Origin of the sequence: Agarivorans sp. B2Z047 (assembly GCF_023373605.1) — a bacterium.
Classification (GTDB): Bacteria; Pseudomonadota; Gammaproteobacteria; order Enterobacterales; family Celerinatantimonadaceae; genus Agarivorans; species Agarivorans albus.
In genome coordinates this window covers 4,983,206-5,010,162 of sequence record NZ_CP088080.1, presented here as the reverse complement: position 1 = coordinate 5,010,162, position 26,957 = coordinate 4,983,206, and the positions used below count along the sequence as shown (strand labels likewise).

30 protein-coding genes are annotated in these 26,957 nt (G+C 44.6%); 18 read left to right on the top strand and 12 right to left on the bottom strand.

Features of this window, described 5'->3' with window-relative positions:
- Positions 1-49: 49 nt before the first annotated feature.
- Together metH and mgtE are read left to right on the top strand one after the other, a co-directional pair.
- Positions 50-3,730 (top strand): methionine synthase, encoded by a 3,681-nt coding sequence (metH, locus tag LQZ07_RS23110; RefSeq protein WP_256471339.1) that lies wholly within the window; start codon positions 50-52, stop codon positions 3,728-3,730.
- Positions 3,731-3,956: 226 nt separating this feature from the next.
- Positions 3,957-5,294: a magnesium transporter gene (gene mgtE / locus LQZ07_RS23105; protein WP_016402124.1), complete on the top strand. Its 1,338-nt coding sequence runs from the start codon at positions 3,957-3,959 to the stop codon at positions 5,292-5,294.
- A gap of 66 nt (positions 5,295-5,360) precedes the next feature.
- Here the strand turns inward: mgtE and LQZ07_RS23100 are convergent, their stop codons facing one another.
- Both LQZ07_RS23100 and LQZ07_RS23095 read right to left on the bottom strand, forming a co-directional pair.
- Complete coding sequence (locus tag LQZ07_RS23100; protein WP_152785799.1) at positions 5,361-5,708, bottom strand: hypothetical protein; 348 nt, start codon at positions 5,706-5,708, stop codon at positions 5,361-5,363.
- Positions 5,709-5,781: 73 nt separating this feature from the next.
- Entirely contained in the window at positions 5,782-7,701 is a 1,920-nt protein-coding gene (locus LQZ07_RS23095) for an ABC transporter ATP-binding protein (protein WP_152785797.1), read from the bottom strand.
- Positions 7,702-7,802: 101 nt separating this feature from the next.
- Between LQZ07_RS23095 and LQZ07_RS23090 the strand changes: the two genes are divergently transcribed.
- Complete coding sequence (locus tag LQZ07_RS23090; protein ID WP_016402121.1) at positions 7,803-8,000, top strand: YheV family putative zinc ribbon protein; 198 nt, start codon at positions 7,803-7,805, stop codon at positions 7,998-8,000.
- Between the two features lie 118 nt (positions 8,001-8,118).
- On the opposite strand, the gene LQZ07_RS23085 is transcribed toward LQZ07_RS23090, so the two are convergent.
- Genes LQZ07_RS23085 through LQZ07_RS23075 form a run of 3 tightly spaced genes read right to left on the bottom strand, consistent with a single transcriptional unit; the run spans position 8,119 to position 9,825 of the window.
- A complete protein-coding gene (locus tag LQZ07_RS23085) occupies positions 8,119-8,616 on the bottom strand; it encodes a GNAT family N-acetyltransferase (protein ID WP_152785795.1) in 498 nt (165 codons plus the stop codon).
- Positions 8,617-8,624: 8 nt separating this feature from the next.
- A complete protein-coding gene (locus LQZ07_RS23080) occupies positions 8,625-8,846 on the bottom strand; it encodes a SlyX family protein (protein ID WP_016402119.1) in 222 nt (73 codons plus the stop codon).
- A 1-nt stretch (position 8,847) separates the two neighbouring features.
- Positions 8,848-9,825, bottom strand: a complete 978-nt coding sequence (locus LQZ07_RS23075; protein WP_152785793.1) for a WD40 repeat domain-containing protein — start codon at positions 9,823-9,825, stop codon at positions 8,848-8,850.
- Positions 9,826-9,972: 147 nt separating this feature from the next.
- Between LQZ07_RS23075 and fkpA the strand changes: the two genes are divergently transcribed.
- Positions 9,973-10,740, top strand: coding sequence for an FKBP-type peptidyl-prolyl cis-trans isomerase (gene fkpA / locus LQZ07_RS23070; protein WP_016402117.1), 768 nt, complete (start codon positions 9,973-9,975; stop codon positions 10,738-10,740).
- Positions 10,741-10,837: 97 nt separating this feature from the next.
- Here the strand turns inward: fkpA and LQZ07_RS23065 are convergent, their stop codons facing one another.
- Positions 10,838-11,317 (bottom strand): Rsd/AlgQ family anti-sigma factor, encoded by a 480-nt coding sequence (locus tag LQZ07_RS23065; RefSeq protein WP_016402116.1) that lies wholly within the window; start codon positions 11,315-11,317, stop codon positions 10,838-10,840.
- A 184-nt stretch (positions 11,318-11,501) separates the two neighbouring features.
- Here LQZ07_RS23065 and nudC point away from each other — a divergent pair, with 184 nt between their 5' ends.
- From nudC to LQZ07_RS23035, 6 genes are all read left to right on the top strand, one after another.
- Positions 11,502-12,296 carry an NAD(+) diphosphatase gene (gene nudC / locus LQZ07_RS23060; protein ID WP_249483406.1) on the top strand — a complete coding sequence of 265 codons (795 nt, stop codon included), beginning with the start codon at positions 11,502-11,504 and terminating at the stop codon, positions 12,294-12,296.
- A gap of 104 nt (positions 12,297-12,400) precedes the next feature.
- Entirely contained in the window at positions 12,401-13,465 is a 1,065-nt protein-coding gene (hemE, locus tag LQZ07_RS23055) for a uroporphyrinogen decarboxylase (protein WP_152785791.1), read from the top strand.
- Between the two features lie 172 nt (positions 13,466-13,637).
- Positions 13,638-13,820 carry a hypothetical protein gene (locus LQZ07_RS23050; RefSeq protein WP_016402113.1) on the top strand — a complete coding sequence of 61 codons (183 nt, stop codon included), beginning with the start codon at positions 13,638-13,640 and terminating at the stop codon, positions 13,818-13,820.
- Positions 13,821-13,844: 24 nt separating this feature from the next.
- Positions 13,845-14,627: a sulfite exporter TauE/SafE family protein gene (locus LQZ07_RS23045; protein ID WP_152785789.1), complete on the top strand. Its 783-nt coding sequence runs from the start codon at positions 13,845-13,847 to the stop codon at positions 14,625-14,627.
- A gap of 10 nt (positions 14,628-14,637) precedes the next feature.
- Entirely contained in the window at positions 14,638-14,958 is a 321-nt protein-coding gene (locus LQZ07_RS23040) for a hypothetical protein (RefSeq protein WP_016402111.1), read from the top strand.
- A gap of 24 nt (positions 14,959-14,982) precedes the next feature.
- Positions 14,983-15,150: a PLDc N-terminal domain-containing protein gene (locus LQZ07_RS23035; protein WP_016402110.1), complete on the top strand. Its 168-nt coding sequence runs from the start codon at positions 14,983-14,985 to the stop codon at positions 15,148-15,150.
- On the opposite strand, the gene LQZ07_RS23030 is transcribed toward LQZ07_RS23035, so the two are convergent.
- Both LQZ07_RS23030 and LQZ07_RS23025 read right to left on the bottom strand, forming a co-directional pair.
- Positions 15,147-15,530, bottom strand: a complete 384-nt coding sequence (locus LQZ07_RS23030; protein ID WP_249483403.1) for a TM2 domain-containing protein — start codon at positions 15,528-15,530, stop codon at positions 15,147-15,149. The two genes, LQZ07_RS23035 and LQZ07_RS23030, sit on opposite strands and share 4 nt — an antisense overlap.
- A gap of 2 nt (positions 15,531-15,532) precedes the next feature.
- Positions 15,533-15,745 carry a DUF4177 domain-containing protein gene (locus tag LQZ07_RS23025; protein ID WP_016402108.1) on the bottom strand — a complete coding sequence of 71 codons (213 nt, stop codon included), beginning with the start codon at positions 15,743-15,745 and terminating at the stop codon, positions 15,533-15,535.
- Positions 15,746-16,000: 255 nt separating this feature from the next.
- On the opposite strand from LQZ07_RS23025, the gene LQZ07_RS23020 reads away from it, so the two are divergent.
- Positions 16,001-16,237 (top strand): TIGR02922 family protein, encoded by a 237-nt coding sequence (locus LQZ07_RS23020; RefSeq protein ID WP_016402107.1) that lies wholly within the window; start codon positions 16,001-16,003, stop codon positions 16,235-16,237.
- A 43-nt stretch (positions 16,238-16,280) separates the two neighbouring features.
- Here the strand turns inward: LQZ07_RS23020 and LQZ07_RS23015 are convergent, their stop codons facing one another.
- Complete coding sequence (locus LQZ07_RS23015) at positions 16,281-17,213, bottom strand: D-2-hydroxyacid dehydrogenase (protein ID WP_152785785.1); 933 nt, start codon at positions 17,211-17,213, stop codon at positions 16,281-16,283.
- Between the two features lie 115 nt (positions 17,214-17,328).
- On the opposite strand from LQZ07_RS23015, the gene LQZ07_RS23010 reads away from it, so the two are divergent.
- The 3 genes from LQZ07_RS23010 (at position 17,329) to LQZ07_RS23000 (ending at position 18,855) form a co-directional block, all read left to right on the top strand.
- Positions 17,329-17,916, top strand: a complete 588-nt coding sequence (locus LQZ07_RS23010) for a YjaG family protein (protein ID WP_152785783.1) — start codon at positions 17,329-17,331, stop codon at positions 17,914-17,916.
- 164 nt (positions 17,917-18,080) lie between these two features.
- Complete coding sequence (gene hupA, locus LQZ07_RS23005; protein ID WP_016402104.1) at positions 18,081-18,353, top strand: nucleoid-associated protein HU-alpha; 273 nt, start codon at positions 18,081-18,083, stop codon at positions 18,351-18,353.
- A 148-nt stretch (positions 18,354-18,501) separates the two neighbouring features.
- On the top strand, positions 18,502-18,855 hold the full coding sequence (locus LQZ07_RS23000; protein ID WP_152785781.1) for a sirohydrochlorin chelatase: 354 nt from the start codon (positions 18,502-18,504) through the stop codon (positions 18,853-18,855).
- A gap of 140 nt (positions 18,856-18,995) precedes the next feature.
- Here LQZ07_RS23000 and LQZ07_RS22995 read toward each other — a convergent pair whose 3' ends face one another.
- The gene (locus LQZ07_RS22995; RefSeq protein WP_016402102.1) at positions 18,996-19,427 is read right to left on the bottom strand and encodes a hypothetical protein; all 432 of its coding nucleotides are present in this window, start codon (positions 19,425-19,427) and stop codon (positions 18,996-18,998) included.
- Between the two features lie 557 nt (positions 19,428-19,984).
- Between LQZ07_RS22995 and LQZ07_RS22990 the strand changes: the two genes are divergently transcribed.
- The gene (locus LQZ07_RS22990) at positions 19,985-20,464 is read left to right on the top strand and encodes a peptidylprolyl isomerase (protein ID WP_152785779.1); all 480 of its coding nucleotides are present in this window, start codon (positions 19,985-19,987) and stop codon (positions 20,462-20,464) included.
- Positions 20,465-20,502: 38 nt separating this feature from the next.
- On the opposite strand, the gene leuA is transcribed toward LQZ07_RS22990, so the two are convergent.
- Both leuA and LQZ07_RS22980 read right to left on the bottom strand, forming a co-directional pair.
- Positions 20,503-22,182 (bottom strand): 2-isopropylmalate synthase, encoded by a 1,680-nt coding sequence (leuA, locus tag LQZ07_RS22985; RefSeq protein WP_152785777.1) that lies wholly within the window; start codon positions 22,180-22,182, stop codon positions 20,503-20,505.
- 270 nt (positions 22,183-22,452) lie between these two features.
- Positions 22,453-23,556: an ABC transporter ATP-binding protein gene (locus tag LQZ07_RS22980; RefSeq protein ID WP_152785775.1), complete on the bottom strand. Its 1,104-nt coding sequence runs from the start codon at positions 23,554-23,556 to the stop codon at positions 22,453-22,455.
- 259 nt (positions 23,557-23,815) lie between these two features.
- Between LQZ07_RS22980 and LQZ07_RS22975 the strand changes: the two genes are divergently transcribed.
- The 3 genes from LQZ07_RS22975 to LQZ07_RS22965 all read left to right on the top strand — a co-directional run bounded on the left by LQZ07_RS22975 (position 23,816) and on the right by LQZ07_RS22965 (position 26,900).
- Complete coding sequence (locus tag LQZ07_RS22975; RefSeq protein WP_227981653.1) at positions 23,816-24,748, top strand: carbohydrate ABC transporter permease; 933 nt, start codon at positions 23,816-23,818, stop codon at positions 24,746-24,748.
- The gene (locus LQZ07_RS22970) at positions 24,748-25,599 is read left to right on the top strand and encodes a carbohydrate ABC transporter permease (RefSeq protein WP_152785773.1); all 852 of its coding nucleotides are present in this window, start codon (positions 24,748-24,750) and stop codon (positions 25,597-25,599) included. Before LQZ07_RS22975 ends, LQZ07_RS22970 begins: the two co-directional genes overlap by 1 nt.
- Before the next feature lie 71 nt (positions 25,600-25,670).
- Positions 25,671-26,900 carry an ABC transporter substrate-binding protein gene (locus tag LQZ07_RS22965; RefSeq protein ID WP_016402096.1) on the top strand — a complete coding sequence of 410 codons (1,230 nt, stop codon included), beginning with the start codon at positions 25,671-25,673 and terminating at the stop codon, positions 26,898-26,900.
- Positions 26,901-26,957 lie beyond the last annotated feature (57 nt).

The window sequence follows — 26,957 nt, the reverse complement described above, 5'->3', positions numbered from 1 at the left end:
GTGCTACACTGCCGTGTCGAAATACCAGCGAAAGAAATAGGATGTTCCCGTGTCAGCAAGGCCTCAATTAGAAAAGCAACTTTCTCAACGCATCATGATTATTGATGGCGGCATGGGAACCATGATTCAATCTTACAAGTTGGAAGAGGCCGATTACCGCGGAGAACGCTTTGCCGATTGGCATACCGATGTGAAAGGTAACAACGATATGTTGGTCCTTTCTCAGCCTAAAATCATTGCCGATATCCACCGCGATTACCTACTTGCTGGCGCTGATATTCTCGAAACCAATACCTTTAACGCCACCACTATCGCCATGGCTGATTATGACATGGAAGATTATTCTGCTGAGATAAACCGAGAAGCAGCCAGAATAGCCCGTGAGGTGGCCGATGAAGTTACCGCGTTAAACCCAGAGCGCCCACGTTTTGTAGCGGGGGTGCTAGGGCCAACTAACCGTACCTGTTCTATATCTCCTGATGTGAACGACCCAGGTTACCGAAACGTTACTTTTAACGAGTTAGTAGAAGCTTACGAAGAGTCGACTAAGGCTTTAATTGAAGGCGGTAGCGACCTGATCCTTATCGAAACTATCTTCGATACCTTAAATGCTAAAGCTGCAGTGTTTGCGGTTAAATCAGTTTACGATGAATTGGGTATCGATTTACCCATAATGATTTCCGGTACTATTACCGACGCGTCAGGGCGTACCTTAAGTGGCCAAACAACCGAGGCATTTTATAACTCCTTGCGCCACGCCGAACCAATTAGCATGGGTCTGAACTGTGCGCTTGGTCCTGATGAGCTACGCCAATATGTAGAAGAGCTAAGCCGCGTAAGCGAGAACTATGTGTCGGCTCACCCTAATGCGGGTTTACCTAACGCCTTTGGTGAATATGACCTAGAAGCCAAAGAAATGGCGGAACATATTGGTGAATGGGCTCGCGCTGGTTTCTTAAACCTTGTAGGTGGTTGTTGTGGTACAACGCCAGAACACATTAAAGCGATGGCCGATGCGGTAGAAGGTGTTACGCCGCGCCAATTGCCAGAAATAGACATTGCCTGTCGTTTATCTGGACTAGAGCCTCTAACCATTACCCCTGAAACCTTGTTTGTAAATGTGGGTGAGCGTAACAACGTTACTGGCTCGGCCATGTTTAAGCGCTTAATTAAAGAAGAAAACTACGATAAAGCCATCGAGGTTGCCTTGCAGCAGGTAGAAAACGGCGCGCAAATCATCGATGTGAACATGGATGAAGGCATGCTTGATTCTAAAGCTGCCATGGTGCGCTTTTTAAACATGGTTGCTTCAGAGCCAGACATTGCCAAAGTGCCGGTAATGATCGACTCATCTAAGTGGGACATTCTTGAAGCGGGTTTACAGTGTGTGCAAGGTAAACCTGTAGTTAACTCCATCTCTATGAAAGAAGGTGTTGAGCCTTTTATTGAGCAAGCCAAAATTCTTCGCCGCTATGGCGCTGCCGTGATTGTGATGGCTTTTGATGAAGTGGGGCAAGCTGATACGCGAGAGCGTAAGTTCGAGATTTGTAGTAAGTCGTACGATATTTTGGTGAATCAAGTAGGCTTCCCACCAGAAGATATTATCTTCGATCCTAATATCTTTGCTGTAGCTACCGGTATCGACGAGCATAACAACTATGCGGTTGATTTCATCGAAGCGGTTAAAGACATCAAGGACAACTTGCCTCATGCGATGATCTCGGGCGGCGTCTCAAATGTAAGTTTCTCATTCCGCGGAAACAACCCTGTACGTGAAGCTATTCACGCGGTATTCCTGTATTACGCCATTCAAAATGGCATGGACATGGGTATTGTAAATGCGGGTCAGCTAGCTATTTACGAAGACATTCCCAAAGAGCTTAAAGACAAAGTTGAAGCGGTTGTACTAAATACCCATGACAACGCTACTGAAGAGCTGTTAGAGATTGCCGAGAAGTACCGTGGTGACGGAACGCAGCAAGAAAGTGCTCAAGATTTAGAGTGGCGCACGTGGGATGTAAACAAGCGCTTAGAACACGCTTTAGTCAAAGGTATTACCGAATTCATCGAAGAGGATACGGAACTGGCTCGCCAAGCTGCAGAGCGTCCGCTGCATGTGATTGAAGGGCCATTAATGGATGGCATGAACGTAGTGGGCGATTTATTTGGCGCCGGTAAAATGTTCCTTCCGCAAGTGGTTAAATCGGCGCGAGTGATGAAGCGAGCTGTGGCCTATCTGCAACCTTATATCGAAGCAGAAAAAGGCGAAGGGCAACGCTCTAACGGCAAAATTGTTATGGCCACGGTAAAAGGTGACGTACACGATATTGGTAAAAACATTGTTGGCGTGGTGCTGCAATGTAATAACTTTGAAGTGATTGACCTAGGTGTAATGGTGCCTTGCGATAAAATTTTAAAAGTAGCCAAAGAAGAACAGGTAGACATGATTGGTCTATCTGGCCTGATTACACCTTCGCTGGATGAAATGGTGCATGTTGCTAAAGAAATGCAACGTACTGGCCTAGATATCCCATTGCTAATTGGTGGTGCGACAACTTCTAAAGCGCACACCGCTGTAAAAATTGAACAAAATTACGAAAAGCCAGTTGTTTACGTATCTAATGCCTCTCGTGCAGTAGGTGTATGCCAAAGTTTGTTATCAGACGAGCTGCGCCCAGCCTTTGTTGAAAAACTCGATAAAGACTACGACATAGTGCGTGAGCAGCATGCACGTAAGCGACCTCGTACTCCGCCAGTTACATTGGAAGCCGCACGCGCTAATGCAGTAGATATTGACTGGCAAAATTATACACCACCAGTTCCGAAGAAGTTGGGCATTCAGCAATTTGAGAATGTATCAATTGCCGAGATAGAACCTTATATCGATTGGACACCATTCTTTATGACCTGGTCTTTGGCCGGTAAATATCCACGTATATTAGAAGATGAAGTGGTAGGTGAAGAAGCCAAACGTATCTTTGCTGATGCAAAGGTAATGTTAGAGCGTTTTAAAGCCAAGGACGAAATAAAAGTGTCCGGTGTATTTGGACTATTCCCTGCCAACAGCGTGGGTGACGATATCGAAATTTATCGCGATGAGTCGCGCAGCGAATTGCTGGGTGTAAGCTCTCAGCTTCGCCAGCAAACAGAAAAGAAAAAGGGAGCCAACAATTGTTTGGCCGACTTTATTGCGCCTAAGTCTTCTGGTAAGGCAGACTATTTTGGCGCATTTGCCGTAACCGGCGGAATTGGTGAAGACGAGTTAGCCGAAGCCTACAAAGAAGATGGCGATGATTACAACGCCATTATGGTGAAGGCGGTGGCTGATCGTTTAGCAGAAGGGTTTGCCGAATACCTACATGCGCAAGTGCGTAAAGAGTATTGGGGTTATGCTGCCGATGAAGCGTTAAGCAACGAAGAGCTGATTCGCGAAAACTATCAAGGCATTCGTCCTGCGCCTGGTTATCCGGCATGCCCAGAGCATACTGAAAAAGGCTTAATTTGGGAGCTACTAGATGTTGAACAGCGTATTGGTATGCAGTTAACCGAAAGCTACGCCATGTGGCCCGGTGCAGCGGTATCTGGTTGGTATTTCTCGCATCCAGAGAGTCGTTACTTTGCAGTAGCGTCTATTCAAAAAGATCAGGTTGAAGATTATGCCCAACGTAAAAACATGTCTTTGGAAGACGCTGAGCGTTGGTTAGCGCCTAACTTGGGTTACAACAGCTAAAACAACTACATATTTCTGCTCTGAGGCGCTGCTCTCAGAGCGGAAATTGCTTGAATTAAAGGCGATTCCCCCCTACAATTTGCGCCGATTTTATCACTGAGAATCTTCTATGAACCCGGACCCCGACAGTCGAAACTTTTATTGTTTTTTAAATCTTATACAAAAAATTTCCTTCGTGTAGTCCGTCTCGTTGATGTCTGGCTCTATGCGATAGCTGGAGCAGTACATGGCACAACTTCAACAAAAACTAGAGCTAGCCCTAGTTAATCTCGATAAACCAACTCTTCGTTCTACCCTTGATGAGTATCACTTTGCAGATATTGGCCAAGCCTTAGCAGAGTTCGAACCTAAAGAAGCGTTACCGTTAATTTCTATGTTCTCCTTGGGTGATCGCGCCAAGGTTTTTTCTTATTTGCCGCCTTACTTGCAAGCCGATGTTGCCGGTTTGATGAAGCGCCATAAATTGGCTGCCTTATTTTCACGTATGGACGCCGATGAGCGGGCCGATTTGTATAATGACTTAGACGAAGAGCAGCGCGCTATGGTGTTACCGGGTTTAGCGCAAGCTGAACGTGAAGATCTACGCAAGCTGTCAAGTTATGCAGAAGGTACAGCAGGGGCGATAATGACCTCTGACTACGCCACCTTAAAAGAGCATTGGTTAGTTAGCCGAGCGCTTAAGCAGCTGCGCTTAGAAGCGCCAGATAAAGAAACCATTTACCAAACCTACGTGATTGACGGCCAACGCCGTTTGCGCGGCACTGTGTCTTTGCGTGAGTTGATCTTGGCTTCTCCTGATACTCAAGTACGTGAGTTAATGCGTACCGAAGTGGTATCGGTAACCGTTGAAGAGAGCCAAGAGCAGGCCGCTAAGCAAATTCGTCATTACGACTTACTGGCTTTACCGGTGGTTGATGAGGTGCAAAAGTTAGTGGGCATCGTTACTTACGATGACGCGATGGATGCAGCTGTTGAAGAAGCCACCGAAGATGCGCAAAAAAGTGCCTCGGTAGGCAAGTTAGATGAAACCGTTGATCGTGTGAGCATTTGGGAGCTGTATCGCAAGCGGGTAATGTGGCTGGTATTACTGGTGTTTGGCGCAATGTTCTCGGGGGCTGGCATTGCCCACTTCGAAGATACCATTGCCAGCCATGTCGCCTTAGTGTTCTTTTTACCTTTGCTTATTGGTAGTGGCGGTAACGCAGGCTCGCAAGCGGCTGCGCTTATGGTACGAGCGCTCGCAACTGGTGAAGTAGATAAAAATGACTGGTCTAAATTATTTGCGCGAGAGCTACTGGTAGGTTTGGCCTTGGGCTTAACCATGGCAGCGGCAGTTTATAGTGTTGGTGTATTTCGTGGTGGACCAGATGTCGCCATGATCGTTTCAATGTCGATGATTATTATTGTACTAGTAGGCTCACTCGTCGGTTTAAGTCTTCCGTTCTTGCTCAACAAGATGAAGATGGACCCTGCCACAGCATCGGGGCCTTTAGTGGCAACCATTGCCGATGTATCTGGGGTATTGGTGTATTTTGGGCTGGCCAGCATGGTGCTAGGTTTATAAAGCTGCCATAGCGAAGAAACAAAAAAGCGAGTGCTAACACTCGCTTTTTTATTGCCTTACTAAGGGCTATTTAGCTTTCTTTTCGCTGTTATTAGCTGGTTTTATTAAGCCAACACCTTCGCGAATAATCATTAGGCCTACGCTGACTAGCTTCACACAAACCCAAAGGAATACAACTAATACAATAACCTTAATAAAGGTTTGAAATATCTCGAAAAATTCTTCGCTTACTTGCTCGTTAATCGCGTCGGTATCTGCCATTAGCCATTCAAAGAAGCCTTGCATAAATGGGGCATCATGAGGCAGTGATACTAAACTGATGGTTTGAGGTAATACATAGGCTATTACTGCAATACCCACCACAATAAGCACAATGGCAATAATCAATCGTGAGCGGTCTAACGCCGTGTTCATATACATCCTTGAATCTTTATTAATAGTTTTATTGTTAGTTACCTTACTGTACTAACAAAATTGGTCAAGTGGCTTAATTAACCTGCTCGATGCCAAAAGCTTGTTGTTGCTCTTCTAGCTGTTCTTGCAGGTCAAACCAGCTTAGCTCAGTTTCTTCGAGTTCGCTCTTAAGTTCTGCTTGTTGTTTTAATAATTTTTGTAGCTGATTTTTGTTATCGGCTTCGTACAGTTCTGGTTCAGCCATCTTTTGCTCGATGTCATCAAGCGTTTTTTGGGCTTTAGCGCTGCGCTTTTCTAAACTTTCTAATTCTTTACGAATGCCTTTAGTTTGCTGACGAAACTCGGCTTCGCGACGCTTTTGTTCTTTGCGTTGGTTTACCGGGTTAGCGCTATTTGCAGCACTAGCACTGCTGTTCTCTAATCTATTGGCTTGGGTAAGCCACTGCTGATAATCATCCAAGTCGCCGTTAAATGGAGAGACCTGTTGGCTATCTACCAAGTAAAACTCATCGGTGGTCGCCCGCAACAATGCTCGGTCGTGCGAAACAATAATCATTGCCCCGGTAAACTCTTGCAGAGCAAGTGTTAGCGCGTGTCGCATTTCTAAATCGAGGTGGTTGGTTGGCTCATCCAGCAATAGCAAGTTAGGCTTTTGCCAAACTACCAAGGCCAATACTAAGCGGGCCTTCTCGCCACCGCTAAAGGGGGCAACTTGCTCGAGCGCTTTATCTCCTTGAAAACCAAAGCTACCTAAATACTTGCGTAGTTCAGCCTCGGTGGTGTTTGGTGCTAAGCGTTGCAAATGCTGCATGGGTGTATCGTCGGGGCGCAGTGTTTCAAGCTGGTGCTGAGCAAAATAACCCACTTTTGCCATTTTGTTTATTTCAACGTTGCCGGCGAGTGCTTTAAGTTCGCCTGATAGCAGTTTAATAAAGGTAGATTTACCAGCGCCATTGCGCCCCAATAGGCCAATTCGGCTGCCGGGAACTAAGTTAAATTTAACCTGTTCTAAAATGGTTTTGTCTTCATAACCGGCGCTCACCTTTTCCATAGTGAGCAAGGGAAGCGGTAAGTTGTCGGGCTCTCTAAAGTGGAAGCTAAACTGCGAGTCGACATGCGCTTGGCTAATCACCTCCATTTTCTCTAGCGCTTTTAAGCGGCTTTGTGCTTGCTTGGCTTTACTGGCTTTATAACGGAAACGATCCACAAAGCTTTGCATGTGGGCGCGCTCGCGTTGTTGTTTCTCATACATAGCTTGTTGTTGAGCTAACTGTGTCGCACGCATTTGCTCAAAGTCGGAGTAACCACCGGTATATTCATTGAGCTTTTGATGCTCAATATGCACGATGCGATTAACAATGTTATCGAGGAAATCACGGTCGTGCGAAATAAGGATTAAGGTTCCGGGATAGCGCTTTAGCCATTGCTCTAGCCATACAACGGTGTCTAAGTCTAAGTGGTTGGTTGGCTCATCAAGTAACAATAAATCGGAGCGAACCAGCAGCGCTTGGGCTAAGTTTAGGCGCATTCGCCAACCACCAGAAAAATCACTCACGCTTTGTTGTTGGCCGGCTTCGCTAAAACCTAAACCAGCCAGTAGCTCGGCAGCTTTGGTTTTTATCTGGTAGCCGCCAATGGTATCCATTTGGGTGTGCAAGGTAGCTATAAGCTCGCCTTCGCCAGATTTTTCAGCGGCAGCGATATCGTGTTCCAATTGGCGAAACTCTTGGTCGCCGTCAAGTACGTAATCAATAGCGCTGCGTTGCAGCTCCGGTGTTTCTTGGGCTACGCTGGAAATTTCCCACTTGCTCGGTACTTTTAGGTCGCCTTCATCAACTTGCAGCTGATTTTTAAGCAAGGCGAATAGCGAAGACTTACCGCAGCCATTTTGACCGACTAAACCCACTTTTTGACCAGCGTGAATAGTGAGGTTGGTTTCTGCTAATAGAAATTTGCTGCCGCGCTGCAGGCTAATGTTGTTGGCTACGATCATGGTTGTTGCTATGTGCTGCTAAAAGTATGCAATAATGCAGCTATGATAACCGATGCGGTGAATGCCGCATAGCAACATGGTAGTGCAAACTAGAGTTAACTATGGCAAGACATCGTTTTATTGCTGGCGCAGTATGCCCAGAATGTAGTGAACAAGATTCTATTCGTTTAATCGTTGAGCAAATCGACGGTGAAGAGCGCGAGCATATTGAGTGCGTAAGCTGTGACTACCGCGCCGAGCGTCCCAAGCAAGCTGCAGAAAAAGCAGAGCAAGATATCATAGGTTTGTTTAAGCCTTAATGAGGTTTTAGCCTTATCGACTTAAGCAATTTGCGGCTCTATTAAGGCATAGCATACCCGTTGATTTCGGTAAGCCATGATCATAATGCTTATTTTAGTCCAGTTAGCTCATCTGACTTTAAGTGAGAGATTTCCCCAGTATTGTTAAGCTGAAGTCTTGCTGATCCATTCGGGCTACATTAGGCAGTTGACCCCAGCGTTGATATTCAAGTTTTTCGAATAGGGCTAGGCTAGGGGTATTGTGACTAAATATGAAGGCAAGTAGGATTTCTATTCCTAGCACTTGGGCTAAGCTTTCGGCCTCAATTAACAACTTACCGCCTAAACCTTTACCACGTTGGCTTTCTGCTAGATATAAACTTATCTCAGCACTATGTTGGTAGGCTGGTCGACCATAAAAATCACTAAAGCTTAACCAAGCAATCACCTCTCCCACTTGTTCTAGCACATATAAGGGGCGCTTAGGATTTTGGTGCTGTTCAAACCAAGCTTGGCGCGACGCGACAGTTTGAGGCTCGGTATCAGCCGTTACTTTGCGTGAGGCAATAGTAGAGTTATAGATCTCAACGATGCTGGGCAGATCGGCCTGCTGGGCTAAACGAAATGAGTGAGACATAACGGCGCTTAGTAGTGAGGAGGGGGCGTTTCTTGCTCTTGCGGAGCAACTGCTGCGCTGCCATCACCTTCAAACAGTTTGGCGCGAATCAATTTAAACTGGTGCTCTAAGGTCTCTAATTGGCTTTGTTGGCTTTGCAATGCAAGGTTTAGTTGCTCGATAGTGTCCTCTTGAAAGGCTAATTTTGTTTCTAAACGCTCGATAACACTTTCTAATTCTTGCTGATTCATACTACTTTTTAACCTGCCAAATTTCGACCAATCCACTCGAGCTTGCGCTCGCTAGCTGGTCATTATCAAGCATCGCTGCACTATACACAACTGCGCTTTTGGGGCGGGTTTTCTTGGTGGGGGTGACCAACCAATCTTGTAAGGCTTGGCCGCTTGCTACATGCCACAGGCTAAGTTTTCTGGCCGCGGAGCCGGTGATTAGCCACTCGCCATTATTGGTAAAGCTAACGTAGGAGAATATGTTCTGTCTGGCGGTGAGCTTGAGCTTACTCACTTGCTCGCCGCTAGGTAAGGCCCATACTCGCGCAAGTTTGCCGTTGTCAGAAGTAAAGGCATACTTTCCGTCAGATTCTAAAGCCACCGAGGAAACGCGCCCTTGATGAGGGAAACGCAAAATAACTTGCGCGGTTTGGGTATCCCAAAAGAGTGCTTGGTAGTCGTTACCGCCGGTGAGCGCATAGCGTCCGTTGGCCGACAGTGCAACAGCGTTGATTTTTTCACTGTGGCCTAAAAACTCTAAGCGGCGGCCAGATACTAGGTTAAGGTGAATCACTTTGCCATCGCCCAAGCCAATAAGTACCTGCTGACCATTACTCGATAACGCGATATCTCGGATGCTTGATTCACTAAGCTTCCAATAGCCTAGGGCTTGTCCACTATTTATGTCCCATACCACAAAGTCATCGCGACTGGCGCTAATGGCAAACTGTTGGCCTTCGGCAATTTTAACCAGAAATACTTGGTTATTTTGTTGGTTTTGATGGTCCCATTGAAACAACTGACGTTGTTGCTTTACATCCCAAAGGCTTAAACCATGATGGATAGAAGAAACCAAACTCAAGCTACCATCACTCGAAAAATCGGCTGCATAAGCGCCGTCGGTAGCTTGCTGCCAGCTACTTAGCGGGGGAGCATCGTCACTACAACTGCTGAGCAGCAAAGCGATGCCATAAATCACAAACAACTTAATAAATGTCATTTTTTTACGTTTTTTTACGGAACTGTCACTAGGTTGTGTTGACTAATAGGGTTAGTATAAGGGCTTTGTCGGCTAAGTGTTTAATTATTCATAATGATCTTGCACGCAATGCCACAGATTTAATGCGACTCTATTGGAGATAAATGAATGAAAAAGTATTTTGCCGTGTCGGTTTTAGCCGCCTCGATTTTTGCCGTAACTGGCTGTCAGGAAGAAAAAGCTGAAGCTCCAGCGGCAGCGCAAGTTGCCTTAGAAAATGTAGACCAGCAGCAAGCATACGCGATCGGTGCGTCTGTTTCTCGCTACATTGCGACAACTCTAGAACAGCAAAAAGAGCTTGGTCTTGAATTAGACAACGCATTGGTTCTTAAAGGTATGCAAGATGGACTTAGCGGCGAAGTAGCTATGTCTGAAGAAGATATTCAAGCTTCTCTTAAAGCACTAGACGAAAAGCTAGCGGGTTTAGTTGAAGCAAAAGCTGCTGAAGATGCAGCAGCTGCTAAAGCAGAAAGCGATAAATACCTAGCTGATAATGCAGCGCGTGAAGGCGTAACGGTTACTGATTCAGGTCTTCAATTTGAAGTACTAACTGATGCAGAAGGCGATAAGCCAAGTGCAGCAGATACTGTAACTGTTCACTACAAAGGTACCCTAACTGACGGTTCTACTTTTGATAGTTCTTACGATCGCGGCGAGCCAGCAACATTCCCACTTAACCGTGTAATTCCTGGTTGGACAGAAGGCGTTCAGCTAATGTCTAAAGGTGCGAAGTACAAATTCTTCATCCCTTCTGAGTTAGGTTACGGTGAAAACGGTGCTGGTAGCATTCCACCAAACTCTATCTTGGTATTCGAAGTTGAGCTAATTGACATCGAGAAAGCTGATGCTCCAGCTGAAGAAACGCCAGCTAGCTAATTAAGCGTTAAGCTAAACAAAAAACGCAGCACTAGGTGCTGCGTTTTTTTATGGCTAAGCAAAAATAATAAAGACCGTCATAGGCCTTTACTTAAAGTTATTCTGCGGCTGCGCTTTGCTGGCTATGTTGGTAAAGATGATCCAGTAACTCATCTTCGATAGCAAAGCGAACTTCCATCTCTTGACCCAGTAGTGATAAATCTTTATCAAAACTACCAAGTTCTAAATCTTCGTTAACCTCTGCGTACTTATCATTAAAAGCTAGCGCAGTGTCGGTTGTTTCGGTGATTTGAGGGAGCAGCTTTTCTCCTGGAAGAGTATCGCCATCGTTGGCACATTCACTAACGATTTGCTCGTAGATTTCAAAATGCCCAGTCGAGGCGTAGTCAACTAACTGTTGGCAAAACTGGGTAATTTGAGGCAGTGCAGGTAATGAGCGTTCGTCACTGTCGTAAGGTGGCAGCCCTGCTAATTCACAATAAGCGATGAGCAATTGTTTTCTGGCATCTAGCCAAGCATCAATAACTTGACTGGCGCCTCCCCATTTGGCTTGAGCTTGTTCTAGTTTGCTTAGCATCGCCCTTGCTCCTAGTTCCCTAATTTATGTAACTATAACTAAATAAAATCGCGGCTTTCGTCAACCGATATTTAGTTTAAGTGCGGCTTGGCTAAACATTTGTCAGTCGGGAAAAGCTTGTTATGTAGTGTAAGCTTGGTCATTATTCGCTAATTGAGCAAGCGCGCGATAAAAAGGATCAACCGTGAATAAGCAATTTGGCTGGTGGTTTTTCACCTGTGGTAACCAAATATTAGTTATTCCTCAAGGGGAGCGGATCCCCTATGGCGATGTTGAAGATTTACCATTGCCTGACTTGGATTTTTCCAAAGTTGAACGTTTTTCCCATTATCAGGGGGAAGCATGTTTACGGCTTGAACTTGCCGAGCCTATTGATTTAGGCATGGGTGAGTGGATAGAACTACGTGCCAGCATGGCGGTATTAAATAGCCAGCTGTTTGACTTAGTGGGAAAAGCCCAACAATTTGCCTTGTTTCTTAAAACGCATCGTTTTTGTGGCAGTTGTGGAGAGGCTTTAGAGCGAGTGGACTGGGAACTGGCAATGCAATGCCAACAGTGTGGCTTTCGCGCTTACCCACGTATTTCGCCGAGCATTATTGTTTTAATTAGCCATGGTAATAAAGTGCTGTTGGCTAATCATCGGCGTCATCAAAAACAAGAACAACCGATTTACACAGCCATTGCTGGCTTTGTGGAAGCGGGCGAAACCCTTGAGCATACTGTTCACCGTGAGGTACGCGAAGAGACAGGCTTACGGATAAAAAATCTGCGTTATTGGAAAAGCCAACCTTGGGCATTCCCGCATTCTTTAATGGCCGCTTACTTTGCTGAATACGATGAAGGCGAAATACAGATAGACCGTCGAGAATTAGCCGACGCACAGTGGTTTGATGTAAGCCAGCTGCCACATTTGCCACCACCTGGCACCATTGCTCGCGAAATGATTGACCATTGGAGTGAGCAAGTTACCCACAATTAGTGATAATCCGGTACAGAATTACCCATTGCTAGTGCTAAAGGCTTGAGTTGTTAAGGCAGCTAGTTACAATGCTCTAGCTAAAATTTTAGATAATTGGGAAAGGTATGTCGGAACTCAAAAACGATCGCTATTTGCGCGCACTGTTAAAGCAGCCAGTTGATGTGACACCAGTTTGGATGATGCGTCAAGCTGGGCGTTACTTACCAGAGTATCGCGAGGTTCGCGCTGGCGCCGGTGATTTTATGTCGGTATGCCGTGACGCCGATTTAGCCTGTGAAGTGACCTTGCAGCCTTTACGTCGTTTTGATCTAGATGCCGCCATTTTATTTTCAGACATACTTACCATTCCCGATGCTATGGGCTTAGGTTTGTACTTCTCGACTGGAGAAGGCCCTAAGTTTGAACGCCCTGTTACTAGCAAAGCGCAGGTAGAGGCCTTAGGTGTGCCAGATCCTGAGCAAGAGCTGGGTTACGTAATGAATGCAGTTCGCACCATTAAACGTGAGCTAAAAGGTGAAGTTCCTTTGATTGGCTTCTCTGGTAGTCCCTGGACTTTGGCAACGTATATGGTTGAAGGCGGTACAACCAAATCTTTTGCAGGTATTAAGAAAATGGCCTTTAGTGAGCCAAAGACCCTGCATATGTTGTTAGATAAACTGGCTGACTCAGTAATTCTTTATCTGAACGCCCAAATCGCTGCTGGTGCGCAATCGGTGATGGTATTTGATACATGGGGCGGGGTGTTGTCGCCACGTGATTACAACGAGTTCTCATTGCAATACATGCATAAAATCGTTAATGGTTTAACCCGCAGTGTTAATGGCCAAGCTGTGCCGGTGACCTTGTTCACTAAAAATGGCGGCCAGTGGTTAGAGCAAATTGCTGCTACTGGTTGTGATGCGGTAGGCCTAGATTGGACTATAAATATCGAAGACGCTAAAAAGCGCGTAGGCGACAAGGTTGCCCTGCAAGGCAATATGGACCCATCTATGTTGTATGCGCCAGTAGAACGGATTCGTGAAGAAGTACAAACTATTCTGGCTGGCTTTGGTGAGGGGAGTGGCCATGTGTTTAACTTAGGCCACGGTATTCACCCAGACGTAAACCCAGAGCATGCTGGGGCATTTATTGATGCTGTGCATGAGTTTAGCGTCAAATACCATAAATAGATTTTTGTGTGGCTTTACCCACATATTACAAAGTTAAATAACACATATAAGCGGTACGCTTAGTTGTTACACTGAAAATCGCTCGCTATTGCAAGTTAATTTGCTATAGTGAGCGTCTTAGAACTCTTTACGGATGAAGTTCGTTTATACCCGTAACAGAGAGCTTGATGTTATGAAATCCCCACTACAAATAAGCATTGTTGTTGTATTAGTGCTGATCGTTGTTGTCACCTACAAACTAAAAAGTGTTGGTGAATCGAATCTACATCCTTATATTTCTTCGCATTTTTCTAAAAGCGAACCAGAAAATCTTGCGCAACCTTTACGCTTAACGCAGACTGAGCGCATTAACTAAACAAATAGCGCTGTAATTGTTGTGATGTTTTTAAGCTTTCTGCTTATTGGTGCCATTGCTGGCTTAATGTCGGGACTGTTTGGTATTGGCGGCGGTCTAGTTATTGTGCCGGTGTTAATTGGTAGCTTTGGCGCAATGGGCTTTGCCAGTGATTCAGCCATTCACCTCGCTATTGGTACCTCTTTAGCGTCGATTATTGTTACCGCAAGTAGTGCCAGCTATGCCCATTACTGCCGAGGCTCGATTGACTGGCAAGTAGTGAATCGTTTGGGCATTGGTTTAATTGTTGGCTCAATGTTTGGCGCTTGGCTTGCTACACAATTACACGCCGATCACTTAAGTGCTTACTTTGCTGGTTTTTTGCTGTTTATGGCTGCATACATGGCGTTTGGTCGCACTCCTAAGGCACAAAAAAGTTTACCTGGGCCGCTTGGTACAGGAGTGTTAGGCACACTGGTAGGAAGCATTTCAGCAATGTTTGGCATTGGTGGCGGTACCATAACCTTTCCTAGCCTTAGCTGGTTTGGCGTGCCAGCGCCCAAAGCCGTAGCTATTTCTGCGGTATGTGGCTTACCCATTGCGCTGGTAGGCACGATATCTTATATCTACAACGGTTGGCATGTTGCCGAACTACCTAGCTGGAGTTTGGGTTATGTTTATTTGCCGGCATGGTGTGGCATAGTATTAACCAGTTCTATTTTTGCTCGTTTGGGCAGTCGTTTGGCGTATCGCTTGCCAGCGAGACGCTTGAAACAAGCCTTTGCACTATTGTTGCTAATAATGGCAATTAAGTTACTCACAGAATAAGGTTTTATATATGAAGCAGTTGATGTTGGGCATATTGTTTTCCTTGAGTAGTATTTATGGCGCTTATGCAAACGATGAGGTATCTCAAGAGTATTTGGGCGAAGTGCTGGTGGAGTCTCGAGAAGGCCTTTATCAAGATCCTCCCGAGCAAGATTATGCGCGTTTAGTCGCTTTTGGTTTAGACACGCGTTATAGCGTTTTTGTGAGAAGTTGGTTGTACTTTGAGTTGCAAATGGTGACCCAAAAAATAAGCCTACAGCCAGACGATGAAGCAGCTAAAGCGCGCCAACAAATTCTTTTCAACTTACGCCGTCAAATTGATTTAGAATAAGCCCGATTTCAACAAGGAGTATGCATGTCGTTACTGTTAGCTATCACCATTTTGGTGTGTGATGTATTTGCCATCGTAAAAATCATAAAAAGTAGCGCTGAAGTAGGGCGTAAGTATTTGTGGGTATTTTTGATTTGCTTGCTGCCATTGGCTGGCTTTTTACTGTGGTTAGTTAAAGGGCCAAAAGATTAAGCCGATTTAACCTGCTCTAATAATTGCTGCATTTGTTGGTTGTTATAATCTAACACCACTAATTCGGAGCGAAATAGAGCAGGCAGTTCTACTATTGTAATTGCCACCAATAAGCCTAAACCAAGCAGCCCAACACCTAAGGCTACCAGTAGTATTGCAATTATGGATATTACTAAATTAACCGCACCACGTAGCCATTTCCCCAAATAAAAATGATGCAAGCCAGCCAATAACAGGTAGTTAAGCACTGCGTAGCTGTCGGGATCTTTCACTTGTTTTTGCCAGAGCTGATAAAAATGCTTGCGTTGCTCTTGAGGCAACAGAGCAATTTGCTCCCGCAATTGCTCTTGCTGCTGTTCGACTTGCTCGCGATTCAACACCTTTAACGACCTAAAGTGACAATTACCGTTTCGCGGCTCCAAAAAAGCCAGAAACGGCGATTTTCGATTACCTGAAACACCAACTGCCAGCCATCAGCGGCTTCTTTATTTAAGGTCGCTTCTACTTTTTGTAAAGGCATGCCCGATGCGCCTAAAAACAGGGTGCCAAGAGCGCCTTCGGTAATTGCTAAAACTTTGTATTCTTTAAACGCCATGATTTCTCTCTTCATTTAACTTTAGCGTCGACTATAAGCTATGCTTAAAAGCAAAACCATCATTAACCACTAAACAAAAGCTATGCTAATGTTAATTAACGGATGTTGTTTTGAACAATATGTTTTTAAAGGGATTGTTAGGCAGCGTCCGGAACTGAGTACATAGGTAGAAGCGCTTTAGCTAGGCTAAAGTTGCTATTTGTTGGTTTATTTGTTGCTATTGTTACGTAAATGGCTAAGCCTTAGGGACCTACTATGAAAGTAACCATGCTTTATTACGATGAGGATAACCCGTTGTTGTTGCAACAGCAGGTATTGTCGGGGCTAAACCAAAGCAGTAAAGGCCGGGTGATTATTCCTAATGACGATAAAGTGGGTAAAATTATTATCGCTATTCTTGATGGAGAGGTAAAAGTGCTTAACTCTCTGGGAGATCGCGCGTTTGCGGCTTTTGACTTAGAAAAGCAAATTGCTTTTGAAGGTGACTCGTAAACACCGTTAAGGGCAGCGAGCCTTCGCTGCCTGCCGTTTCTGGCTAATAACCCTTCGAAAAATCTACTCTATCGGTTAATTCTTCCCCTGCTAAATAGTTCTCCAACTTGTGAGCAAATAGCTCAATGATATCGCTCACTCGGCTGGGTGCTGCGATATGGGGCGTGATAATACAGTTGCTTTGTGACCATAAAGGATGGTTTTTAGGCAGTGGTTCTGGGCTAGTCACATCCAAAATAGCGGTAGCTTTGGGCTTGGCTTTTAAAAAGGCGAGCAATGCCGCTTGGTCTACTGTGTCTCCGCGACCCACATTAAAAAACACCACCTCATCGGCCAAGCTAGCAAAAAACTTCTCGTTTAATACACCAAGGGTTTGCGGAGTATTAGGCAACACCGCAACCACTACTTTAGCGGTGGCACATATTTGTTTATGTTGTTCAAAGTTGGCTACTTGGGTAAACGGTGCTTTGGCTGCGCCGCTATGGCTTAGAGCAACCGTGCGCATGCCAAAATGATTAGCGGTGGTTGCCAAGTGTTGACTAATGTTGCCACTACCTACGCTGCAAAATGCAAGACCTTGCAAACTAAGGCCTGGTTGAGTTTTCCATAGCGCTTGCTGTTGTTGATATTGATAAGTTTGATGCTGCTGAGTGTGAGCTAATAGGTAAGAAAATACATACTCGCTCATCAAAGGGCCAAATACACCGCGGCTATTGGTAAGTATGTAGTGTTGAGGTAGGTTATTTTTTAGTAGCGCATCGACACCCGCAAAACTAGAGTGCAACCATTTCAAGTTTGGCATTTGGGTGACGATGTTGGCTGCTTCGCTAGGCGTAGCTAATAGGATTTCACTCGCCAACGCCGCTTTGTTCAACAAGCTTGCTTGTTCTGCGTAAAACCATTGGCATTGAGGGAAACGCGGGCTTAAAGCCTCTACATACCGCTGAGCTTGAGGAGTTACAATGGTAATTTGCATAGGGCACCTTGTGGTTGAATAAGACTAAACTTCGCTAAGCAAGCGTGCTGGTGTTAAGCTGCATAGCAAACTAGCCCTGATTATCTTAATCGTTTTATTGAGTGCGGAGCAAACCATGCTTACCCCTTGTGATATCGACCGTTTAACCCAGTTAAGCAGTAAGCAACAATCACTTTATTGTTTAGCTTTATGCCAACGCATGGCGCCAAACTACTTATTGTTTTGCCAAGCTGTAGAGCTGGAACACGACAGTGACTTTAACAAATTACTCAGTCTATTTTGGGAAAGCGCACTTCACCCTAAAACCAAAATTAACTTTTCTGCTCAGCGTGAGCGCTTTGATAGCTTAATCCCAGACCCACAGAGTTACGACATGTATGGCGTTTATCCTGCCTTAGATTGTTGTGTGGTGGTGGAGTGCCTATTTAATGCTTTACTTGAACCAACTGGTCAAGAAGCTGAACAAGCTAGTCAAACCTCATTAGCTAGTGTTTTAAGCTTGTTAGAGCTGCAATTTGGAGAACAAACAGAACAAGAGATCTTGGCGCAAGATTTAGTGATACAAGAGTTGGCTTTTCAAAGTGAATTACTTGACCTAATTGAGCAACTTGAACTAGGCAAAGCGTCTATGCAAGCCTTGAAAACGCTGGCTGTTAACCAAGGTGTGAGCAATTTAGGGATCTGTTTAGAAGACAATGCTTAAGGAATAATCCTCTTTTTAGCGGTGTTTTTGTGACTGTTTACGCATAAATTGGTTAAAGCCCCGCCAAACAAGGCTCTAAAGAAGAAAAACTCTTTGCGCAGCGTTTTTTTTTCTCTTAAAGTGAAGCTGGATTATTTAAAACGAACATAAAGGATTTAGACATTATGAACAAAACTGAACTAATTGATGCTATTGCTGAAAAAGCTGACCTATCTAAAGCTCAAGCTAAACTAGCACTAGAAACAACTTTAGGTGCAGTAACTGACGCGCTTAAAGAAGGCGACCAAGTTCAGCTAATCGGCTTTGGTACATTCAAAGTTAATCATCGTGCAGCGCGCACTGGTCGCAATCCTCAGACTGGCGCTGAGATTCAAATTGCAGCAGCCAATGTACCTGCCTTTGTAGCTGGTAAAGCATTAAAAGACGCTGTTAAATAGTTTCTTTAAAACCAGCCCTCAACTCTGAGGGCTGGTTTTCTTCAATATCTCCTTTCCCATCTCTAGACACTTTCAGTAAGATACCTGCAATACCTACTCAATTGGCTAGCGCCTAAATTGAATTAATCTAGTAACTCTTAGGAAGTGTATGAAAGCCTTATTGGTCGTGGCACACGGAAGCCGCCGTCCTCAATCAAATCAAGAAGTGGTTGAGCTGGCAAAACAGTTGGCTGAAAAGCTAAGTCATTACTCTCAAGTACATGCCGCTTTTTTGGAATTGGTTGAGCCTACGATTCCACAGCAGATAGAACGTTGTTACCAGGCTGGCGCTAAGCAAATAACTTTGTATCCTCACTTTTTAGCCGCTGGTACACATGTGGTGAATGACCTGCCACGTATTATCGAACAAGCCACCAACGAGCATCCAGGCTTAACTATAGAGCTGTTGCCACATTTGGGCGGCTTTGATGGCTTGGCTGAGTATATTAGCCAAGCGCTCTAGTTGATATTGGTTGAGCTGAGTTCGCTCGGCTTGGACTTATAGTTTGCTAAAAGCAGCAAGCCACAGCTTCAAGTTCGCTGTGGCAACTTAGCCGAGCTTTTATACCAAAAGCTTTATGTGGCCTGTCTAGTTGGGTTTACTTAAGCCGTATGCTTAGACTCTGAAAAATCGCGTAATCGCTCTAGCAACTGAGATAAATAATGCGGGTGCGCCAAGCGCAGTAAATCATTCCAATTGCGATAAGTGAGTGTTTCTTTTAACAGCAACACTACTTTGGTTAGCGGGGCCGATCTAAGTAGCTCTGGGCGATACAGGTAGTCACCTCCCTCTTGTACAAACCAAGAACTCGATTCGAAATGCTCAAAAAGCTGCTGGCGCTCGGCTGTTTCTCTTAGTACGGCCAGTTGGTTTAGCTGATCAAGTGAGCGAATGCTTAGGCTTATGCCGGCTAACTCATCAATGTGATGTTGCTGTGGCAAGCTGCGTAGAGAGAATAAATGTTCCATTAATGCTTGCGATGCATTAGACGGGGTTTGGTTGGACGGGTAGGGAACTACGTTGTCGATACTCATCGGCTATCTCCTAGTTTCAACCTCCTTGTTGATTAATATTGCAGCATTATTGAGTGAATGATAGCGCTTTCAAAAACTCAATCAAGCAAATCACGGTTATTGCTGGTATGTAAAAAATGAATAAGTTAATTAAACCCAAGAAAACTTTTACAAGAAAAAGTATATAAGACTAAGGTCGAGGTGTAGATGTAATAAACTTCGTCTAGGCTGTTTGTTTATCACCTCTAAAATAACTAGAAACACCAGTTGCAGGGAGCACACAATGCAAGACTACCAAGCCAAAGACATGGAGTTGTCATTATTACCCACAAGAAGACGACGCAATAGAAGAAATTCTCTGGCTAAATCGGACTTAGATGTAAACGTTTCCACTAAGCTTCGTGACAATCAGCAAGTTAATAAAAGAGCATTTTCCACTGTCTCCGAGAGTTGTATTGTTCAGTGCTTAGACTGAGATCTAGGTCTGCTAACTAAGTAGCGGCTACGTTTGCTGATAATACTTGGCAAAGCGGCTGCGTTTTGTTGTAGTGTGGCAACGTTTATTTTGAGAGATAGTTATGAAAGTTGCTAAAGACACAGTGGTTCGCTTTGAATATACCTTACATGAAACCGATGGTGCTCTATTAGAGAGCACTAATGGCGAAGCTGTAGCTTATTTACACGGGCACAAGTCGATGATTCCTGCCATTGAAGAGGGCTTAGAAGGTAAAGAAGCTGGTGCTGAAGTAGCCTTGAGCTTAGCCCCAGAAAATGGCTACGGTGTGCGCAACGAAGAAGCCGTAGAGCGAATTTCTGTTAAGCACCTACAGGGCGCTAAAAACTGGAAGGCCGGTATGCCAGCAGTGGTGCAAACAGAGCAAGGCCCACGTCAAGTTACGGTAGTTAAGGTTGGCAAGTTTATGGCAACTATTGACACTAACCATCCCTACGCAGGCAAACATTTAGACTTTGCTATTAAGTTGGTTGAAGTGCGAGCCGCTAGTGAAGAAGAGCTCTCTCATGGCCACGCCCATGGTGCTGGTGGTCATCAGCACTAAACAGTCTACTCGCGCAGCAATGCTGCGCGAGCGTTAGTTTAAGCGGGCTGTGGCTGGCGTTGTTCCTCAGTGATTAGTTGCTGATTGAATGCACACAACAAGGCTTTAAGGCTGGCGGTTAGTATGTCTTTATCAATTGCTACACCTAGGTAGCGTTTGCCCGCTATTTTGGTTTCTATGTAACATACCGCTTCTGCTTCAGCGCCTTTACTCAAGGCATGTTCGTTGTAGTCTAGAACTTCTATCTGTTGCTTAAACTCGGCAGCCAATCCATTCACAAAGGCCGCTAAAGCGCCGTTACCACTGGCTTGAATATCACAGCGCTGCTGCTCACGTTCTATAAGTACTTGGATCTGCTCTTGCTGTTGGTAGTTAACTTGATAATTAGTTAACTTGTAGCCCTGCGCTTGCTCCAAATAGTGATTGTTAAACAATCTCCAAATTTTCTCTGGGCTGATTTCTTCACCACTTTTTTCTGCATCGGCTTGCACTATCACGCTAAATTCAATTAAGGCCCAACGAGGTAACTGAATGCCGTAATCCTTATCTAAAATGTAAGCAATGCCGCCTTTACCCGATTGACTATTAATGCGGATCACTTCCTGGTAATCGCGGCCTAAATCAGCCGGGTCTATAGGTAAGTAGGCAACATCCCAGTGTTGATCGGCTTGTTGAATATCTAAACATTTCTTAATTGCGTCTTGATGGCTACCCGAGAAGGCAGTAAATACCAGCTCGCCCACATAAGGGTGGCGTGGGTGAACCGGCAATTGGGTGCAAAACTTCACTACTTGGACTATTTCGTCGATGTCGGCTAGATCTAGTTTAGGATCGATACCTTGGCTATAAAGGTTCATTGCCATGGTTACGATGTCCATGTTACCCGTGCGCTCGCCGTTGCCTAGCAAAGTCCCTTCAACGCGGTCGGCTCCGGCTAGTTGGCCCAACTCAGCTGCTGCAATGCCACAACCTCTGTCGTTGTGAGTATGCTGGCTAATAATAATGTCTTCGCGATGGGCAATGTGCTGAATAAACCATTCGATTTGGTCGGCATATACATTGGGAGTAGACATCTCAACGGTAGCGGGCAAATTAAGAATGATTTTCTGCTGTGCTTTGGGACGCCACTGGGCCACAACCGCGTTGCAAATCTCTACGGCAAAGTCTAACTCAGTGCCGGTAAAACTCTCGGGGGAGTATTGAAATTGCCAATTAGTGTGTGGATTTTGGTCGGCATGTTTTTGTAGTTCTTTAGCGCCTTGCACTGCAATATTAATGATGCCAGCTTTGTCTAATTTAAATACCTTATCGCGCTGCACTTTGGAGGTGGAGTTGTACAAATGCACAATGGCATTTTTTGCTCCCTTTAAGGCTTCAAAAGTACGGCTAATTAAGGCCGGACGAGCTTGAGTTAATACTTGAATCGACACATCATCAGGTATTTGATTTGTTTCAATTAACCAGCGTACAAAATCATAGTCTGTTGTAGAGGCGGCTGGAAAGCCCACTTCTATTTCTTTAAAGCCTAGTTTTATTAGCAAGGCAAATAAACGCTGTTTTTGCTCTACCGACATCGGCTCGATTAGGGCTTGGTTGCCATCACGTAAATCGACACTACACCATTGTGGAGCTTGATTAATGCTGTTGTTTGGCCATTGGCGATTGGTCAACGCGACCGGTTTAAATGAAGCGTATTTATTGTGATTAAACTGAGACATTGCGACGTCCTTGATATTGGAAAGAAAAATAGAAAAGCCAGTTTGCAGCCAGCGCTTGGCTAGTTAATGCGCTGACTGTGGCTTAGTCGCAGAGTGAAAGTCATAGCGTTTATCCCAGAAAATTAATATGGATAAAGTGTAAAGAATAACCTAGGGAGAGTGCTTGCTAAGATTGTTGGATATGTAGTGTTTTGAGCAATTATTGCTTACCTTTTAACAAAGGTAAGCAATAATTGTCTGTGTGGGGACTTTATTGTAGTGTCGAGATGATTACTGAACAGTTTTGTTGTAAACACGAACCGCTTCATCGGAGTGGTTAAATAAATAACACTCCGACAGTTCACAGCTAAGCGTTATGTCGGTAAACCGAGCAACTTGGTGATCGCCATTTACGTGCACTTTAATCCCATCAATATCACCTAGCTGACCAAATAAGTAGGTAGCATTACCTAGGCGTTCACTTACTTCGTTTTTGAAGCCAAGTTTTAGTGCGCCAGTATCATCTAAACGCAAGTGCTCAGGGCGTATGCCCAACTTGAGTTTTTCGCCTACGGTTACGCTGTTATCGCGAACTGCAATAGTAATGTGTTGGCCATCTGCCAATTGGATATCAGCTTGGTCGCCTTCCAAGGCATGAACTTTACAAGGCATAAAGTTCATCTTTGGTGAGCCAATAAAGCCAGCGACAAACAGATTCTCAGGGTAGTTGTAAAGCTCAAGTGGTGAGCCTACTTGTTCAATATTACCGGCCCGTAGCACCACTATTTTGTCGGCTAGAGTCATTGCTTCAACCTGATCGTGGGTTACATAAATCATCGTGGTTTGAAGTTCTTTATGTAGCTTGGCTATTTGTAAACGCATTTCAACCCGCAATTCAGCATCTAGGTTAGAAAGAGGTTCATCAAAGAGGAAAACACGAGGATCACGAACGATCGCGCGTCCAATCGCAACCCGCTGACGCTGTCCACCAGATAGCTCTTTAGGGGTTCTTTGTAATAAGTTTTCCATCTGCAAAGTTTTTGCAGCCATGTTCACCCGCTTATCGATTTCAGCTTTTTCTACGCCGTTCATCTTCATGCCAAAACCCATGTTCTCGGCAACCGTCATGTGTGGGTAAAGGGCATAAGATTGGAATACCATTGCAACCCCGCGCTCTGCGGGGTCAACATTGTTAACTACTTGATTATCAATGCTTAACTGGCCGCCTGAAATGTCTTCTAGTCCAGCAATCATACGCAGTAGGGTAGACTTACCGCAGCCCGAGGGCCCAACAAATACTACAAACTCTCCGTGTTTAATATCTAGGTCAACGCCGTGAATCGTTTCAATTTTGGCGTAGCGTTTCACTAAGCCGGTAAGTGTTATATCTGCCATTTTCTATCCCTATCTTTGGTTGCTTTTAAATCTTAGCAACGGAACAAGTATGATGTTGATCATAAATCTTACTTTACCTTAACATTCTCCTTGTGAAAACGTTTACTTGTCACAATTTTTGATCTAAGTTTGATTATAACAATAGTTAATTGATTGCTCGTAAGGGTGGTTAAAATTGCTGAAATGCGATGTGTATCAAGGGTAAACCGCTATTTATAGCTATATTGTTTGATACCTGCAGGCAAATAAGGAACATGGAATGGCGTCGAGTTCTTCAAATAAATCTCCAGAAAATGCTGTTAATTCAGCCTCTGAGCTGGTTGCGGGTAAACGATTACGCGCTAGTGATGTCGCACCTTGGATGTTTTTAGGTCCGGCATTAATTATTTTTTCCATTTATGTGCTGTTTCCAGTTCTAGAAAGTATCTGGCTCAGTTTTTTTGAATGGGATGGCCTGGGTGAAAAAACCTTTATTGGGTTTGGAAACTACATCGAATTGTTCGACAGCGATCAGTTTTGGACAGCCTTAACCAACAACATTGTGTGGATGGTGTTGTTTATGCTGGCGCCGCCCATGGGCTTAGCTATTGCACTATTTCTTAACCAGCAGGTTTACGGAATTCGCCTGGTAAAAGCTTTGTTCTTTTTCCCCTTTGTTATCTCGCAAGTTGTTGTAGGTTTGGTGTTCTCTTGGTTCTACGACCCAAGCTTTGGTGTTTTGAATAGTGTGATCACTTTCTTTGGTGGCGACCCGGTTTCTATTTTAGCCGACGAAGACTTAGTGACTTACGGCATTATCGCCGCCGGGCTTTGGCCTCAAATCGCTTATTGCATGATTTTGTACCTCACAGGCCTTAATAACTTAAATCATGAGCAACTTGAAGCCGCGCGTTTAGACAACGCCAAGGGCTGGAAAATGCTGTGGTACATCGTGTTACCGCAATTAAGGCCAGCAACGTTTATTGCCATTGTGGTAACCGTGATTGGCGCGCTACGTTCATTCGACTTAGTGGCCACTATGACCGCGGGTGGTCCGTGGGGCAGCTCAACAGTATTAGCATACATGATGTATGAAGAATCAATTTTCAACTATCGCATGGGTTACGGCGCAGCGGTGGCTGTAGTGCTATTTTTAATTATGGATATCTATATCGCTTACTTCTTGTGGCGGATGATAAGGAGTGAGAAATAATGTACCCACGTCCTATAGAAAAGGCGTCTGCCTTCACTAACATTAGCTACCGTGTGGCATTGCCGATTTCGATTGTATTGTGGCTGCTGCCATTGCTAGCAGTAATGGCAACCTCGGTGCGCTCGCTTAACGATATTAATCAAGGTAATTACTGGGGCTGGCCAAGTGAGTGGATGTTAATTGAAAACTACACTCTGGTATTTACTTCTACGCCGATGTTCCAGTACCTAATGAATAGCTTAATCATTACTCTACCAGCAGTAGCCGGTTGTGTAGCTTTGTCTACCATGGCGGGGTTTGCTCTGGCTAAATACAACTTTAAAGCCAACATTTGGATCTTTGCCACCTTTATTGCGGGTAACTTTGTGCCGTTTCAGATTTTGATGATCCCGGTGCGTGATTTAACCATTCAGTTTGGTTTATACGATACTCACTGGGCGCTTATTTTATTCCATGTGGCCTTTCAAACAGGGTTTTGTACCTTGTTCATGCGTAACTTTATTGTTGGCTTACCTACCGAGTTGATTGAGTCTGCGCGGGTAGAAGGCGTGAGTGAATTTAAGATTTTTTGGCACATTGTATTGCCATTGGTAAAACCGGCTACTGCAGCGTTAGCGGTACTGGTGTTTACCTTTATATGGAACGATTTTTTCTGGGCCTTAGTACTGGTACAAAGTGATGAAGTGCGACCAGTTACCGCCGGTCTCAGTGCGTTGCAAGGTCAGTGGTTGGCATCATGGCAGTTGATCTCAGCTGGTGCGGTAGTAGCGGCCTTACCTCCGGTCATACTATTTTTTACCATGCAACGTCATTTTATTGCTGGGTTGACCCTCGGGGCAACTAAAGGCTAAACACACCCTCAAGCAATAATGAGGGAAGTAAATAAATCCTGCTCAAGGACAACAAAACTAAAGGAATGTAAATGATGAGTAAACTAAAACAATGTGGTCAAGCCTTAGCGCTAGCTACTTTAATTGGTGGCTATGCTAACGCTGGCGAACTGATTATTAACTCTGACGCTTCTGACCCTGCACCTAAAGCCGCATTTGCAGAAATCATTGCTGAATTTGAAAAAGAGTACCCAGACATTAAAGTGAAGTACAACTTGTACGATCACGAAGCCTACAAAACTACCATTCGTAACTGGCTAGTAACCTCGCCGCCAGATGTTGTGCATTGGTATGCAGGTAACCGTATGAAAGCCTTTGTTGATAAAGGCTTGTTTGAAGATGTGAGTGACCTTTGGCAACAAAACGACATGGCTGCAGATTTTGCAACAGCTGCGCCTGCGATGACTATTGATGGTAAGCAATGGGGTGTTCCTTACACCTATTACCAGTGGGGCATTTACTACCGTAAAGACATTTTTGAAAAATATGACATCGAAGAACCCTACCTATGGGAAGAGTTAGTTGAGGCGTCTAAAATTCTTAAAGAGAATGGCGTAGCGCCTATCGCTATTGGTACTAAGTACCTATGGACAGCCGCCGGTTGGTTTGATTACATGAACCTTCGCGTAAATGGTTTAGATTTCCACATGGAACTGATGGATGGCAAAGTGCCTTACACTGATCCTCGTGTTGTGAAAACCATGGAAAAATGGAAAGAGATGATTGAGCCTGGTTACTTCTTAGAGAACCACGCATCCTACTCGTGGCAGGAAGCACAGCCGTTCTTATACAACGGTGAAGCGGCTATGTACTTAATTGGTAACTTCATTACCCCTAACTTCCCAGATGAAGTGAAAGATAAAATGGGCTTCTTCCAGTTCCCAATTATCGACCCAACGGTAGGTGTAGCAGAAGATGCACCGATGGATACCTTACATATTCCAGCTAAAGCCAAAAACAAAGAAGATGCTAGAAAATACCTAGCGTTTATGGCGCGTCCTGAGAACCAAACCAAAATCAACAAAGCCTTGTTACAAATTCCACCTAACAAAAAAGCTAAAGCTGAGGACAATGAGTTCTTAAACAAAGGTGTGGCAATGTTAGGCTCGGCATCTGGAACGGCACAATTCTACGATCGTGATACTGATCCTGCTATGGCTAAAGCCGGTATGAAGGGTTTCCAAGAGTTTATGGTACACCCAGATCGCTTAGATAAGATTTTAAAAGGTCTTGAGAAAACACGTCAGCGTACGTTTAAGTAATCCCAGATAAACTTTCCTTAACTACATATCCATAATAAAAAGCCCTGTTTAACAGGG

What these genes read in the sequence shown, in the direction of transcription:
- LQZ07_RS23100 (WP_152785799.1), bottom strand. Translation starts at nt 5,708, where the DNA reads ATGAACACGGCGTTAGACCGCTCACGATTGATTATTGCCATTGTGCTT.
- LQZ07_RS23080 (WP_016402119.1), bottom strand. Translation starts at nt 8,846, where the DNA reads ATGAATCAGCAAGAATTAGAAAGTGTTATCGAGCGTTTAGAAACAAAA.
- LQZ07_RS23010 (WP_152785783.1), top strand. Translation starts at nt 17,329, where the DNA reads ATGCTTACCCCTTGTGATATCGACCGTTTAACCCAGTTAAGCAGTAAG.
- LQZ07_RS23035 (WP_016402110.1), top strand. Translation starts at nt 14,983, where the DNA reads ATGTCGTTACTGTTAGCTATCACCATTTTGGTGTGTGATGTATTTGCC.
- LQZ07_RS23020 (WP_016402107.1), top strand. Translation starts at nt 16,001, where the DNA reads ATGAAAGTAACCATGCTTTATTACGATGAGGATAACCCGTTGTTGTTG.
- LQZ07_RS23095 (WP_152785797.1), bottom strand. Translation starts at nt 7,701, where the DNA reads ATGATCGTAGCCAACAACATTAGCCTGCAGCGCGGCAGCAAATTTCTA.
- LQZ07_RS23090 (WP_016402121.1), top strand. Translation starts at nt 7,803, where the DNA reads ATGGCAAGACATCGTTTTATTGCTGGCGCAGTATGCCCAGAATGTAGT.
- LQZ07_RS23025 (WP_016402108.1), bottom strand. Translation starts at nt 15,745, where the DNA reads ATGGCGTTTAAAGAATACAAAGTTTTAGCAATTACCGAAGGCGCTCTT.
- LQZ07_RS23085 (WP_152785795.1), bottom strand. Translation starts at nt 8,616, where the DNA reads ATGTCTCACTCATTTCGTTTAGCCCAGCAGGCCGATCTGCCCAGCATC.
- LQZ07_RS22975 (WP_227981653.1), top strand. Translation starts at nt 23,816, where the DNA reads ATGGCGTCGAGTTCTTCAAATAAATCTCCAGAAAATGCTGTTAATTCA.
- hemE (WP_152785791.1), top strand. Translation starts at nt 12,401, where the DNA reads ATGTCGGAACTCAAAAACGATCGCTATTTGCGCGCACTGTTAAAGCAG.
- LQZ07_RS23065 (WP_016402116.1), bottom strand. Translation starts at nt 11,317, where the DNA reads ATGCTAAGCAAACTAGAACAAGCTCAAGCCAAATGGGGAGGCGCCAGT.
- LQZ07_RS23045 (WP_152785789.1), top strand. Translation starts at nt 13,845, where the DNA reads ATGTTTTTAAGCTTTCTGCTTATTGGTGCCATTGCTGGCTTAATGTCG.
- leuA (WP_152785777.1), bottom strand. Translation starts at nt 22,182, where the DNA reads ATGTCTCAGTTTAATCACAATAAATACGCTTCATTTAAACCGGTCGCG.
- LQZ07_RS22990 (WP_152785779.1), top strand. Translation starts at nt 19,985, where the DNA reads ATGAAAGTTGCTAAAGACACAGTGGTTCGCTTTGAATATACCTTACAT.
- mgtE (WP_016402124.1), top strand. Translation starts at nt 3,957, where the DNA reads ATGGCACAACTTCAACAAAAACTAGAGCTAGCCCTAGTTAATCTCGAT.
- LQZ07_RS23075 (WP_152785793.1), bottom strand. Translation starts at nt 9,825, where the DNA reads ATGACATTTATTAAGTTGTTTGTGATTTATGGCATCGCTTTGCTGCTC.
- LQZ07_RS23050 (WP_016402113.1), top strand. Translation starts at nt 13,638, where the DNA reads ATGAAATCCCCACTACAAATAAGCATTGTTGTTGTATTAGTGCTGATC.
- LQZ07_RS22965 (WP_016402096.1), top strand. Translation starts at nt 25,671, where the DNA reads ATGATGAGTAAACTAAAACAATGTGGTCAAGCCTTAGCGCTAGCTACT.
- LQZ07_RS23015 (WP_152785785.1), bottom strand. Translation starts at nt 17,213, where the DNA reads ATGCAAATTACCATTGTAACTCCTCAAGCTCAGCGGTATGTAGAGGCT.
- hupA (WP_016402104.1), top strand. Translation starts at nt 18,081, where the DNA reads ATGAACAAAACTGAACTAATTGATGCTATTGCTGAAAAAGCTGACCTA.
- fkpA (WP_016402117.1), top strand. Translation starts at nt 9,973, where the DNA reads ATGAAAAAGTATTTTGCCGTGTCGGTTTTAGCCGCCTCGATTTTTGCC.
- LQZ07_RS22970 (WP_152785773.1), top strand. Translation starts at nt 24,748, where the DNA reads ATGTACCCACGTCCTATAGAAAAGGCGTCTGCCTTCACTAACATTAGC.
- LQZ07_RS22980 (WP_152785775.1), bottom strand. Translation starts at nt 23,556, where the DNA reads ATGGCAGATATAACACTTACCGGCTTAGTGAAACGCTACGCCAAAATT.
- LQZ07_RS23000 (WP_152785781.1), top strand. Translation starts at nt 18,502, where the DNA reads ATGAAAGCCTTATTGGTCGTGGCACACGGAAGCCGCCGTCCTCAATCA.
- LQZ07_RS23040 (WP_016402111.1), top strand. Translation starts at nt 14,638, where the DNA reads ATGAAGCAGTTGATGTTGGGCATATTGTTTTCCTTGAGTAGTATTTAT.
- LQZ07_RS22995 (WP_016402102.1), bottom strand. Translation starts at nt 19,427, where the DNA reads ATGAGTATCGACAACGTAGTTCCCTACCCGTCCAACCAAACCCCGTCT.